The sequence below is a fragment of the Streptomyces sp. NPDC051940 genome, from assembly GCF_040680895.1.
In the GTDB taxonomy this organism is placed as follows: Bacteria; Actinomycetota; Actinomycetes; order Streptomycetales; family Streptomycetaceae; genus Streptomyces.
On sequence record NZ_JBFAXR010000006.1, the window covers coordinates 133,976 to 147,347 of the forward strand.

Genomic DNA, 13,372 nt, shown 5'->3' on the forward strand with positions numbered 1-13,372 from the left:
CGTAGGCCGCCGGCCTGCTCAGGTTCCCGCGACTCCCGGGAGTGCGCCCGGTAGTTGGCGCCTTTGTGCCACGCGTCGCAGACCCGTCACGACGTCCCTGTTCACCCACCGGGCCCGCTGTTAGCTTGGCGACCGCCCGGCCCCCGTCGGCAGCCCCGCACCGTCGGTTCGCGCCGGGCCACCACCCCACACCTCCGAACTTCCGCACCTGTCACGCGCATTGAACGACCGTCAGGTCGGCGCGGGACACCCGCGCGGAGAGGCCGTGGTTCCCTCGCATTGCGAAAGGAGCACCACCCATGCGCACAACGCGCACGCGGCATCGCGCCAGACCGGCGATGTCCGCAACGGTCCTGGCCACCGCGATATCCCTCGCGGTCACCGGCACCGCGATCGCCTCGCCCGATGCGGCGCCGGCGACCCCGGCCGCGGCACGGGTCCTGACCGACGGTTCCGGCACCACCGGCGCGCCGACGTCCTCCACCGTGACCCTGCTCACCGGGGACGTCGCGACGGTCACCACCGACGCCGACGGCCGCCAGGCCGTCACCATGACGGGTCCGACCGGCCCGGAGACGGTCTTCGAGGTCTACAACGACCAGCAGGGGCATCTGCACGCGATCCCCGAGTCCGCGCAGACGCTGGTCGCCGAAGGCACGCTCGACCAGGGCCTGTTCGACCTCACCCAGCTGATCGCCGACGGCTACCACGACGCCGGCACGGGCGACATCCCCGTCATCGTCGACTACGCGGACAAGCCGGCCGCCGGCTCCCTGAAGAGCCGGGCGGAGGCTCTCCCGGGCACGGACGCCACGACTCCGGTCACCGCGCTCGGCGCGATCGGCGCCAAGGTCGACAAGGACAAGGCCCGCGGCTTCCTGAAGGCCGTCGCCGCCGGCTCCAGGGCCGGACGCGACGCCGGGCTCGCCACGTCGTCCGCGGCGCCCGCCGGCGCGGCCGTGTCGAAGATCGACAAGGTGTGGCTCGACGGCAAGGTCAGGGCTTCCCTCGATGTGAGCGTCCCGCTGGTCGGAGCGCCGCAGGCGTGGGCGGCGGGCTTCGACGGCAAGGGCGTGAAGGTCGCCGTCCTGGACACCGGGGTCGACCTCAACCACCCCGACGTCAAGGACCGCGTCGTCGCCACGCAGTCCTTCGTCGCCGGGGTCCCCACCGTGCAGGACGGCAACGGCCACGGTACGCACGTCGCGTCGACCATCGCCGGCTCGGGCGCCGCGTCCGGGGGCACGTACAAGGGCGTCGCCCCGCAGGCCGACCTGCTGATCGGCAAGGTGCTGTCGGACAGCGGCAACGGCACCGACTCCTCGGTGCTGGCCGGTATGCAGTGGGGCGCCGCCAACGCCGACATCGTCAGCATGAGCCTCGGCGGCGGGCCGGGCGCCGACGGCACCGACCCGCTCAGCCAGGCCGTCAACGAGCTCAGCGCGTCCACGGGCGCCCTGTTCGTGATCGCCGCTGGCAACGCGGGGTCCGCCGACTCCACCATCGCCGCCCCGGGTGCGGCGGCGTCGGCTCTCACGGTCGGCGCGTACAGCAAGACCGACACGCTGGCGAGCTTCTCCAGCCGCGGTCCGCTGCGCGGCAACGCCGGCCTCAAGCCCGACATCGCCGCTCCCGGCGTGAACATCGTCGCGGCGCGGGCTGCCGGGACGACCAAGGGCACGCCGGTCAACGAGTCGTACACCAGCCTCAACGGCACCTCGATGGCCACCCCGCACGTCGCCGGCGCCGCCGCGATCCTCGCCCAGCGCCACCCCGACTGGAGCTGGCAGCGTCTCAAGGACGCGCTGATGAGCAGCTCCAAGTGGCTGGACGGCTCGACCCCGTACCAGCAGGGCGCCGGCCGACTGGATGTCGCCAAGGCCGTGAACAGCCACGTCACCGCCACCGGCCAGGCCGACTTCGGCCTGGTGGAGTGGGCGGACGGCACCCGTCCGAGCGAGTCCCGGACCATCACGTACACCAACAGCGGCGACCAGGAGCTGGTGCTCTCCCTCGCGGTGCAGGCGGGCGCGCAGGACGCGTTCAGCCTGTCCGCGTCCCAGGTCACCGTGCCCGCCGGCGGCACCGCCGCGGTGGAGCTGACCCTCGACCCCAACAAGGTGCCGGCGAAGGGCGACCTGGGAGGCACACTCACCGCCACCGCCGGCGACGGCACCGCGGTGCACAGCGTGATCGCGGCCGTCGTCGAAGGGGACCAGCACGGGGTCGTCATCGACTTCAAGGACCGCAACGGCACGGTCCCCGACTACGTCTCGATCACCCTCCAGAGCGATGACGGCGAGTTTTTCCAGAACGACAAGTTCTACAAGACCGCCACCAAGGAGTTCCGCGTCCCCAGCGGCCGCTACAGCATCATCGGCCTGATCCGGACCGTGGACGGCCCCATCACCAAGGCGACCGACCTGTTCTCGGTGCCCTCGGTCGACCTGAGTGACGGCGACCGGACGGTCACCGTCGACGCGACCAAGGCGAAGGACTTCTCCCTCAGCGTGACCGACGACTCGCGGCCCCTCGACCGCTCGTCGTTCAGCGTTGCCCTCCGCCGCCACGTCGTGGAGGAGGACGGCTACGGCGTGATGGGTGTCGCGGGCAGCCTGCACTGGGACAGCATGAAGTTCGGTGCGATCCCGGTCGACGACGTCCCCTTCGGCACCCTCGGCCTCCAGCACTGGGAGACGGTGCGCCAGCCGATCGTGCGGGCGTCCGTGGACGGTCAGCAGGGCGAGCCCATCGAGGCCCTGGTGCCCACCGAGTCCGGGCGCTTCGAGGGCACCAAGCGCCTCGAGTTGGTCTCCGTCGGCCGTGGCGCGGAGGCCGACTACACCGGCAAGGACGTGACCGGCAAGGCGGTGCTCGTCGAGGTCGCCAACCCGTCACTCGTCGGCGACCAGGTCCGCCTCGCGGTGGCCAAGGGCGCCGGCGCCGTGTTCACGATGCGCGACGAGCCCGGCGCCATCCGGACCATCGTCCCCGCCAAGACGCCGATCCCCGCGCTCGCGGTCGACTACGAGCAGGGCAGCCGGCTGCTTGAGCTGGCGGCACGCGGACCGGTGATGGTGCGCCTCGACGGTGTCGCCGAGAGCACCTACACCTACCAGGGCCACGTGGTGATCGACGGCATCCCGTCCGACCTGGCCATCCGCGCCGCCAAGCGGGAGTTCGCGGTCGAGAAGGCCGTGTTCCACAGTGACCAGGCCACGCGACGCGGCTTCGAGACCCGGCACAGCTGGGACACGGTCGACAACACCATGTCCACCCGGGCGGGCCAGTACATCACCCAGCCCGTCCAGCGGACCGACTACGTGCTGGCCGACCCTGACGTCCGCTACCAGCAGACGGTCAACACCATGGAGGCGGGCGGCGACACCCTGGTGGAGCCTGTGCGCACCCTCAAGGCCGGGGTCACCAACAACATCCGCTGGTACGACGCGCCCAGCCACCCGTCGGTCTACTCCCCGATGCCGTGCAGCCTCTGCCGCACCGACACCGGCATGACCTTCATCGTGGCCGCCCAGGGCGACTCCGACCCGACCCACTACAGCCCCACGGGCCCGATCAGGACCTGGTCGACGTACCGCAACGGAGAGCGGATCACGGACAGCACCAAGCTGCTGGTCCCGGAGCCGGCCGAGTACCGCTTCGTGCTGGACACACGGCGCGGGTCGGTGTGGGCCGCCTCCGACCAGAAGCTGTCCCCGACCACCCACACCGAGTGGACGTTCCGGTCGCAGGCTCCGACCACCGACGCGGTGCCGGGCTGCCTGGCCGACAAGCCCGGGGCGACGCTGTGCGAGGCCCTGCCGATCATGCACATCGGCTACCGGGCACCGGTGGACACCTACAACCGCACGGGCGCCGGTGAGACGTTCACCTTCGCCGTGAACGCGGTGCGGTCGGCCGACTACCGGGGCTCCGTCCCCGTCGTGAAGGCCACCGTCCAGGTGTCCTACGACAACGGCGCCACCTGGCAGGACGCCGTCGTCACCGGTGGCTCCAAGGGCCGGTACGAGGCCACCGTGCGGCACCCGAAGCTGTCCGCCACCGACGGCTTCGTCTCCATCCGCACCACCGTCGAGGACGCGGACGGCAACCGCACCGTCCAGGTCGTCAACCACGCGTACGGCCTGAAGTAGCAGACCTCCGGGGCGCGTCGTACGGCGCGCCCCGGGACCACCCCGTCCGCAGCAGCGCGCCCCTGGCGGACCTGCGATCTGCGGACGGCCACCGTACGCCCCGCCCGATGCCCATCCCCCGTGGGCACGGGCGGGGCGTACATCGACATGTACGGAGCAACCATGTACCAACGGATCCAGGCCCGCCGCCTGATACGGCTCAGACCGCTCTGCGCCGCGACGGCCTCCCTCCTGTGCCTTCTCTCAGCGCCCGGCGCCGCGGCCTCGAGTCCGGCCGCGGCCGCCACGGACGCCCGCACGGCGCAGGCTCTGTCCGCGCCGGGCGATGCCGTCAGGTCCCGCCTCACCCTCGTCACGGGAGACACGGTCACGTTGGCCACCCGGGGCGGCCGGGTGGAGTCGGTGGACATCGTCCCGACGGGCGGGCGGCCCACGGCGTACCACACCACGACCGGCGCCAACGGCGATCTGTACGTCTACCCGGAGGCGGCCACCGACGAGGTCGACGCCGGGCTGGTCGACGCGGAACTCTTCAACGTCACCCGGCAGTTGCGGGACGGCCTGGCCGACTCCGCGTCCGACCGGATCCCGGCGCTCGTGCGCTACGCGGGCCGGCCGTCGGCCGCGGCCCTGCGGGACGCCGCCGGCGACCTCCCGGCGAGTGAGCGCGGCGTCGTGCTGCCGAAGCTGGGCATGGGCGGCGTCGAAGTCGAGAAGAAGAACGCCGAGGACTTCTTCCGGGCCGTCAGCGCCGACGGCGGCGACGGGCCCGAGGTCACCAAGGTCTGGTACGACGGGAAGGTCAAGGCCGACCTGGACCGGAGCACCGCGCAGATCGGCGCGCCCGAGGCGTGGGCTGCCGGGTACGACGGTACGGGTGCCAAGGTCGCCGTACTGGACAGCGGGATCGACCTCACCCACCCCGACTTCGCCGGCCGGATCGCGGAGTCCAGGAGCTTCGTCGCGGGCGAGGACGTCCGCGACGGTTTCGGCCACGGCACCCATGTCGCCTCGATCGTCGCGGGGTCCGGGGCGGCCGCCGACGGGAAGTACCGGGGCGTCGCGCCCGGCGCCGACCTCATGATCGGCAAGGTCCTGAACAACAAGGGCGGCGGGGACTTCTCCGAGGTGCTCGCCGGGATGGAGTGGGCCGCCGCCGCGGGCGCCGACGTCGTCAACATGAGCCTGGGCACCACCGCCATCGGCCCGCGCGACGCGCTGACCGACGCCGTGGACGCGCTCAGTGCCTCCACCGGCACCCTGTTCGTGATCGCGTCGGGCAACTACGGCCCCGACGAGATCAGCGTCGCCACCCCCGCCACCGCCCCGTCGGCGCTCACCGTCGGCGCGGTCGACCGGAGCGACGCACTGGCCGCGTTCTCCAGCCGGGGTCCGCGGATCGGCGACGCGGGCATCAAGCCCGAGATCACCGCCCCGGGCGTGGGCATCGTCGCGGCGCGTTCGGCCGGCACCGTCCTCGGCACGCCCGTCGGGGACCGGTACACCACCATGAACGGCACCTCGATGGCCACCCCGCATGTCGCGGGAGCCGCCGCGATCCTCGCGCAGCGCCACCCGGAGTGGAGCGGCGCGCAGATCAAGGCCGCGCTGACCGGGCATGCCAAGCCGGTGAGCGGTCAGACCGTGTACCAGCAGGGCTACGGCCGCCTGGACGTCCCGGCGGCGCTGGACGCGGAACTGAACCTCGCCGGGATCGTCGACTACGGCCTGGTCCTCTGGCAGGACGGCACGTTCGACAAGCGCCCCCGCACGCTCACCCTCAGCAACTCCGGTTCCGAGGCGGTGACGCTCGACCTGGATCTCGCGGTACGCGACACGAAGGGCAATCCGCTGCCCGACGGCGCGCTCACCCTCCAGGGCGCCGACGGCGGCTCCGTCACCGTCCCGGCCGGCGGCAGCGCCGAGGTGACCGCCGTACTCGACCCCAACCTGGTGCCCGCCGAACGCTGGACAGGCGCGCTGACCGCCACCGCCGCGGACGGCCGCACGGTGCACACCCCCGTGGGCTTCATCAAGGAGGCCCCCAAGCGCGCCCTCACCATCGACTTCAAGGACCGCTTCGGCGGCACCCCGCCGCTGGTCGAAATGACCGTGCAGGGGCTGGACAACAAGTTCGTCGCCGGCTACCGGCTGCGCGGCCGGGACAGCTACACCCTGCGGCTGCCTCTGGGCCGGTACTCGGTGATGGGCACCCTCACCACCGACGACCCGGCGCACCTGGAGACCGTCGACTTCGCCACCGACGTGTTCGCCTTCCCCGAGGTCGACATCACCCGGCAGGATCAGGCGATGACCGCGGACGCACGCCAGGCCCGCGACCTCTCCCTGCAAATCCGCGGTGAGGACCGCCCGCTGGAGGGCTCGCACTTCTCCCTGCAGATGCAGCGCACCTCGCCGGACGGCGCGCAGCTGCAGCTGCGCGGCGTCACCGACACCATCGCCGCGTCCGACAAGAAGTACGGGATCGTGCCCAGCGCGAAGGCGGAGACCGGCGAGTTCGTGCTCTCCACCACGATCGCCGCCCGCGAGCCGCTCCAGCGGCTGGCGGTGACCAGCCCGGTGCGCGAGCAGATCGCTGTCCGCGCCCCGGTCAACGCCACCCGCTTCGACGGGACGATGGACCTGGAACTGGTCGACGCGGGCGCCGGCTCCCAGGCCGAGATCGACGCCGCGGGAGTCGCGGGCAAGGCGGTGCTGATCACCTCCGACAACCTCGTCGGCATCACCGACCAGGCCCGCCGGGCCGCCGCCGGCGGCGCCAAGGCGCTGGTCGCCGTGCCGCCGCGGGAGGGCCCGCGGTACTCGTTCGTGGGCACCAACCTGCCCATCCCGGTCACCGTCGCCGACTACCAGGACGGCCGCAGGCTGCTGGAGCTGACGGCGGGCGGCTCCCCGGTCACCGTCGCCTTCGGCGGTGTGTACGAGTCCGGGTACACCTACACCGCGCAGTACTACGACACCGGGGCGCTGCCGGCCGACGCGACGCATGTGGCCGACCAGGACGACTTCGCCACCGTGGTCAACACCTTCCACTCGGACCGGACCCGGCGGGTGGGCTGGGAGTTCCTGAACACCTCGGGCCCGTACGCAATGCCCTCGATCCAGACCGGCCAGGCGCTCGGCCAGGGCGGGACCCGGGTGGACCACATACTGGCCGACGAGGAGATCGCCTACCAGCAGATGGTGCTGCCGCACACCTCGTACTCCGCCCAGCTGGTCGGGCCCTGGACGGTGCACGCGCATCCGCGCCGCACCACCCGCGACACCTGGTACGCCGCGCCGATGCATCCGGCCGCCTACACCGACCGGGCTTGCTCGTTCTGCCGCACCGACGCGGGGACCGTGTTCACGGACAACGTCGGCGGCGACGGGGAGCGGGAGCACGCCATGGTCAGTGGCCGGCTGCCCACATGGACGTACTACCGCGACGGTGTCCAGGTGACCGACGTCCGGCAGTTGATGGTCCCGGGGCCGGCCGACTACCGGGTGGTCATGGACACCAAGCGGTTCAGCAACCCCGTCGGCGTCTCTCTGGGCACCACCACGCGCACCGAGTGGAGCTTCCGCTCCGCCGCCCCGCAGTCCAAGGCCGTCAAGGGCTGCGAGACGGTGGTGCCCGGCGCCACCCGGTGCGAGGCGCTGCCGGTCCTGCTGCTCGACTACCGGCTGCAGCTGAGCATCCTCAACGAGGCGCCCGCCGGCCGGAGCTTCGAGTTCGCGGTGCGGGCGACCCGCCCCCAGGGGACGGACCAGGCGGCGGCTGTCGCCGGGGCCAAGGTCTCGGTCAGCTACGATGACGGCGTCACGTGGAGCGACGCCCGGATCAGGCGTGACGACCCGGACTCCTTCGAGGTCACCGTCGGCCACCCCGCTCTCGCAGCCACCAACGGCTTCGTGACGCTGCGCACAGAAGTCTGGGACTCCGAGGGCAACCGCACGGTGGAGACCATCAATCGGGCCTACGCCCTGAAGTAGCCGCACCACCCCGCGTACTGCCGCCGCCCTCTCATACGAGGGGGCGGCGGCGGTACCGGATCCCCCGGCGACTCACGCCGCCGCGGTTGCCAGGCTGTGAATGCCTGCCCGCTCCGGCTTATACACGACCCGAGGCCCGCTGAGAACGGAACAGACACGAGTGTCCCACCACCCCGAACAGCAGCTCCCGCCAGGTGAGCGCCGGATCATCGGACGAGGACCCGAGGACTGGGACCGGCCGCGGGGCATCGCCCCCGTCCTGGTGCTCGCCGACTTCGCCGCCGAGCACGGCATCGGGACCACGCAGTGCCTTGCCGACAGCGGAATCGCCCCGGAGTGGCTGGACGAGCCGCACCGCCTGATCCAGGCCCAGCAGGAACTCACCGTCGTACGCAACGTGCTGGGCCTGCTCGGCGACCGGCCCGGGCTCGGGCTGGAGGTCGGCTCGCGCTTCCACCTGACCACGTCCGGTGCCTGGGGCTTCACTCTGATGAGCTGCGAGACGATGCTCGAAGTGACCCGGACATCCCTGGAGTTCGGCTCCCTGACCTGTGTCTTCTCCGCCATCACCGCAGAGGTCGACGGACGGGACCAGGTGTCCCGGCTGGCCGGTGGCGCGATTCCCACCGACGTCCGCAGGTTCCTGGTCGAACGGGACTGTGCGGCCATCACCGTGATGCACCGGGAGGTGCTCGGCGACGAGGTCGCCGGGTTCCTGCGCCGGGTGGTGCTCGGGTTCCCCACCACCGACCCCCGGCCGTACGAGGAGTTCTTCGGCGTTCCGGTGTCCTTCGGCTCCGATGCCACCGAACTCGTCCACGACCCGGCCCTGCTCGACCAACCGCTGCCGCAGGCCCACCCGCACGCCGCCCGGCAGGGGGCGGAGCTGTGCCGCAGACTCGTGGCCGACCGGCGGGACCGGGGAGGGGCCGCGCAGGCGGTACGGGCCCGGCTCGCCCGGCTCGGCGGGGCGGACGACGGGATCGACCGGACGGCGCGCGAACTCGGCATGACCGCACGGACCTTGCGCCGCAAGCTGGCCGCCGAAGGCGCCGGCTACCGGCAGCTGGTGGACGACGCCCGGTTCGCCAGGGCCCGGGCCGAGCTGGTCCGCGGGGTGCCGACCGAGGAGGTCGCCCGGCTTCTCGGGTACGCCGAACCGTCCAGCTTCATCCGGGCCTTCCGGCGCTGGAGCGGGACCACCCCCCAGCGCTGGGGCAGCGGGCGCTGAGGCGTCACCCCCTGAGAACAGTCGGACCCGCACCCTCCGACCAGGGTGCGGGTCCGACCGGTTCAGGAAGGGATCAGAGCGAGGTCCAGGCGCTCGGGACGACGCCGGCGAGACGGCCGCTGATCAGCTCAGCAGCCTCGGTCACGATCCGCCGGATGAGCTCGTCGACCGTGGGTACGTCGTCGATGAGGCCCTGGACCAGACCCGCGGTCCAGATGCCGAGGTCGAGGTCGCCGCTCTCGAAGACCTTGCGGCCGCGGGCACCGGCGACGAGTTCCCGGACGTCCTCGAACGCGCCGCCGCCGTTCAGGATGCCCACGACCTCGGTGCTCACCGGGTTCTTGGCGACCCGGGCCGTGTTGTTGAGGGTACGGAAGATCAGCTCCGTGTCGTGCTCGCTCGCCTCGACGAGGCGCTGCTTGACCCGCTCATGGACCGGAGCCTCGGCCGTGGCGAGGAACCGGGTGCCCATGTTGATGCCGTCGGCGCCGAGCGCGAGCGCGGCGACCAGACCGCGTGCGTCGGCGAACCCGCCGGACGCGACCATCGGGATGGTGATCTTCCGTGCGGCGGCGGGGATCAGCACCAGGCCCGGGATGTCGTCCTCACCGGGGTGGCCGGCGCACTCGAACCCGTCGATGGAGATGCCGTCCACGCCCAGGTCCTGGGCCTTGACGCCGTGGCGGACGCTGGTGCACTTGTGCAGCACCTTGACGCCGGCGTCCTTGAACGCGGGCATGTGCTCGGCCGGGCTGAAGCCCGCCGTCTCCACGACCTTCACACCCGACTCGATGATCGCGTCGCGGTACTCGGCGTACGGCGGCGGGTTGATCGACGGCAGGATGGTCAGGTTCACCCCGAACGGCTTGTCCGTCATGTCCCGGCAGCGGGCGATCTCGTCGCGCAGCGCCTGCGGGGTCGGCTGGGTGAGCGCGGTGAGGAACCCGAGGCCACCGGCGTTGGCGACCGCCGCCACCAGCTCGGCCCGACCCACCCACTGCATCCCGCCCTGGACGATGGGGTGCTCGACCCCGAAGACGTCGCAGAACCTCGTGCGAATCACTGTCGGTTCCTCCTGTGTGCACCGGTGGCTCGCAGCCACGACTCGCACCGAGTTTATCAATCGATCGTTAAGTACCTGTATGAGACGCTTGCCACAGCGCACGTCTCATACCGCCGCCCGCACCAGCCCGTCGGCGGTGGCCGAGGCGACGAGCCGCCCAGCGCAGAACGCCTGGAGCCGGGTGTGCAGGCGCCCGGCGCCGTGGTGCACGTTCTCCGCGCGCAGCAGCACCCAGTCCCGCAGGGTGAAGTCCTCGTGGAAGGTGACGGACTGGGAGAGCACGACGCGGGTGCCGAGCCCCCCTCGCCGCTCCCGCTCCGCCGCCCCGTACGGGCGCAGCGCGGGAGGCACGACGAACAGCTCCATGGCGTGGGCGAGCAGCGCCCGCGACGGCGACGCGCCCTCGGCCATCTCCTTGCACCGGAGCCACACGTCGACCGCGGCCGGCCGGCCCGCCGCCCCCGCCAGCGCCGCCGGGCCTCTCTCGACCAGCGTCTCGAACGGGAGCCGCGGCTCGGTGAACGGCTCGCAGGCGTCCGGCCCGGGAAGCTCCTCGGGTGCCCGGGTGGTGTGGCTGAGGTAGTCGGCTTCGCGCGGGCCGAGCATCGCCAGCGACCGGCAGTGCTCGCGCCCCCGCTGGGCGAAGACGATCTGCGCCGTGGTGAGGGTGCGGCCCTCCTGGACGGCGTCGACCGCGATACCGAGCGGCTCGTCCAGCTTCCCGCCACGCGGGAAGACCGTGTGCAGGGTCTGTACCGCGCGGCCGGGGAACCGCCGTTCGGCGGCGACGACGGCGAGCCCCAGCAGGGTGGCCCCCGGCACCCGGCCCACCCCCACGTCCAGTGGACGGGCGGTGAACCGGCCGGGTGCGGTCTGCTCCGGCTCGAGTGCCGCGGCCAGCTCCTCCCAGGTCACGGCAGGGCGATGGGGAACGCCAGGGCCGGCTTCTCCAGCAGGTCCAGGAGCGTCGGCAGCGCCTTCGTGTCACCCTCGACGGTCATCGCGCCCGCTTCCAGCGCCTCGGCGAAGGTGGTGGCGCCCAGCAGGACGCGGTCGAGGGCGGCACGGGTCAGCATGATCACCGTCTGCGGCTGCTCACCGCCGACGGCCTCGCCGCGGATCGGGGTGAGGACACCGTTGGCCAGCAGCAGTGTCCAGCTCTCGGCCGGGTCCGTGAACTCCCAGCGCAGCACCAGCCGGTGGGCCGCGGCGCGCGGGCCGTCCAGGCGTACCGCCCAGGACTGGAAGATCTGGAGGGTGGACAACGCGGGGGCCATAGTCCACTTGCTGTCGCCGGTGATGGTCCGGCGCTTGTCGGCCGGGCGGCGCAGCTCGGTCGCCCCGGACAGGTAGAAGTTGCGCCAGGTGCCGTTCTCGGCGCCGTGGCCGAGGCGGGTGAAGACCTCGGCCTGGAGCGTACGGGCCCCGGCATGGTCGGGCTCGGCGAAGAGCACGTGGCTGAGCAGCTCGGCGGCGAAGCGCAGGTCGTCGGAGTCGACGTACCCTTCCGCGCGCGCCACGGCCTCGTCGGCGCCGCCCAGGAGTTCGACGTAACGCCGGCCCTGCTCCTGCGGCGGGTGCTGCCACAGATGGGCGGGGTTGCCGTCGAACCAGCCCATGTAGCGCTGGTAGACGGCCTTGCTGTTGTGGCTGAGCGAGCCGTAGTAGCCGCGGGCGTGCCAGGCGCGGCCCAGCTCGCCGGGGAACTCGGTGAGCTCCTCGGCTATCTCGCGGCTGGTGAGACCGCGGTTCATCAGCCGTACGGTCTGGTCGTGCAGATAGGCGTAGGCGTCGCGCTGCTGCGAGAGCAGGGCGGTGAGCTCGGCCCGGCCCCAGGTGGGCCAGTTGTGCGAGCCGATGAGGACGTCGGAGCGGTCGGCGAAGAGCTGGACGGTCTCCGTGAGGTAGCCGGCCCACGCCTGGGCGTCGCGGACCTCGGCTCCGCGCAGGGTCAGCACGTTGTGCAGGGTGTGGTTGGCGTTCTCCGCCACCAGCAGCACGCCGCGGTCGGCGAACAGCAGGTTCATCTCGCTCGGGGCCTCGGTGCCCGGGGTGAGCTGGAACTCCATCCGCACCCCGTCGACGGTGACCTCCTCGCCGGTGTACGTGATGGTGGTCGTCGGCGGGATCAGGCTGACGCTGCCGCGGGAGCCGGCCTGGGCCAGGCCGAAGCCGATCGCGCCCTCGGGTCCGGCCTGCAGCTGGCCGCCGTACATGTAGGTGGCACGGCACAGCATGGCGGGCCCGGCGAAGACGTTCTCGCTGACGGCGTGCTGCATGAAGCCGGCGGGGGCGATCACGGCGACCCGGCCGGCGGCCACGTCGGCGCGCGTCGTCACGCCGAGTACGCCGCCGAAGTGGTCGGTGTGGCTGTGCGAGTAGACCACGCCGGTGACCGGACGGTCGCCGCGGTGCTCGCGGTACAGGGCGAGGCCAGCGGCCGCGCACTCCGCACTGACGAGCGGGTCGATGACGATCACGCCGGTGTCGCCCTCGACGATGGTCATCTGCGAGACGTCGAAGCCGCGGATCTGGTACACGCCGGGGACGACCTCGAACAGGCCGTCGAGGGCGTTGAGCCGGCCCTGCCGCCACAGGCTCGGGTTGGCGGTGTCGGGGCAGTCCTCCTCGAGGAAGGACCAGCGCTCGTTGTCCCAGACCACACGCCCGTCCGCGCCGCGGATGACGCAGGGGTCGAGTCGGGCGACGAGTCCGCGGGTCGCGTTCTCGAGGTCGGTGGGGTCGTCCCAGTCGAGGTGGGCGTAGAGCTCGGGCTTGCTCATGGCACTTCACTTCCGGTGTGCGGGCGGGGCGGGAACCAGGGGTGGTACGTCATGGCCCGCCGCGTGCGGCGGCGGCTGGCGCGCCCCGGCGCCGGTCAGCAGCGTCTGGGAGGGCGCCAACAGCGGCTGGTGGCCGATGCTCTGG

General features: G+C 72.2%; 6 protein-coding genes. 3 read left to right on the plus strand and 3 right to left on the minus strand.

All coding sequences use genetic code 11. The features are described 5' to 3' along the window. Positions 1-299: 299 nt before the first annotated feature. From AB0M28_RS04850 to AB0M28_RS04860, 3 genes are all read left to right on the plus strand, one after another. Positions 300-4,154, plus strand: a complete 3,855-nt coding sequence (locus AB0M28_RS04850; protein WP_365397766.1) for a S8 family serine peptidase — start codon at positions 300-302, stop codon at positions 4,152-4,154. 162 nt (positions 4,155-4,316) lie between these two features. Continuing rightward, positions 4,317-8,150 (plus strand): S8 family serine peptidase, encoded by a 3,834-nt coding sequence (locus AB0M28_RS04855; RefSeq protein ID WP_365397769.1) that lies wholly within the window; start codon positions 4,317-4,319, stop codon positions 8,148-8,150. A 160-nt stretch (positions 8,151-8,310) separates the two neighbouring features. Beyond that, complete coding sequence (locus AB0M28_RS04860) at positions 8,311-9,381, plus strand: AraC family transcriptional regulator ligand-binding domain-containing protein (RefSeq protein ID WP_365397772.1); 1,071 nt, start codon at positions 8,311-8,313, stop codon at positions 9,379-9,381. 73 nt (positions 9,382-9,454) lie between these two features. On the opposite strand, the gene AB0M28_RS04865 is transcribed toward AB0M28_RS04860, so the two are convergent. The 3 genes from AB0M28_RS04865 to AB0M28_RS04875 all read right to left on the minus strand — a co-directional run bounded on the left by AB0M28_RS04865 (position 9,455) and on the right by AB0M28_RS04875 (position 13,227). Further along, positions 9,455-10,444: a nitronate monooxygenase family protein gene (locus tag AB0M28_RS04865; protein WP_365397775.1), complete on the minus strand. Its 990-nt coding sequence runs from the start codon at positions 10,442-10,444 to the stop codon at positions 9,455-9,457. A gap of 105 nt (positions 10,445-10,549) precedes the next feature. Next, the gene (locus AB0M28_RS04870; RefSeq protein ID WP_365397778.1) at positions 10,550-11,359 is read right to left on the minus strand and encodes an acyl-CoA thioesterase domain-containing protein; all 810 of its coding nucleotides are present in this window, start codon (positions 11,357-11,359) and stop codon (positions 10,550-10,552) included. After that, positions 11,356-13,227: an alkyl sulfatase dimerization domain-containing protein gene (locus AB0M28_RS04875; RefSeq protein ID WP_365397781.1), complete on the minus strand. Its 1,872-nt coding sequence runs from the start codon at positions 13,225-13,227 to the stop codon at positions 11,356-11,358. Before AB0M28_RS04875 ends, AB0M28_RS04870 begins: the two co-directional genes overlap by 4 nt. Between the last annotated feature and the right edge of the window lie 145 nt (positions 13,228-13,372).

Bases quoted from the DNA above. Each gene is read 5' to 3' on its own strand.
- AB0M28_RS04855 (WP_365397769.1), top strand. From the start codon at position 4,317: ATGTACCAACGGATCCAGGCCCGCCGCCTGATACGGCTCAGACCGCTC.
- AB0M28_RS04875 (WP_365397781.1), bottom strand. From the start codon at position 13,227: ATGAGCAAGCCCGAGCTCTACGCCCACCTCGACTGGGACGACCCCACC.
- AB0M28_RS04850 (WP_365397766.1), top strand. From the start codon at position 300: ATGCGCACAACGCGCACGCGGCATCGCGCCAGACCGGCGATGTCCGCA.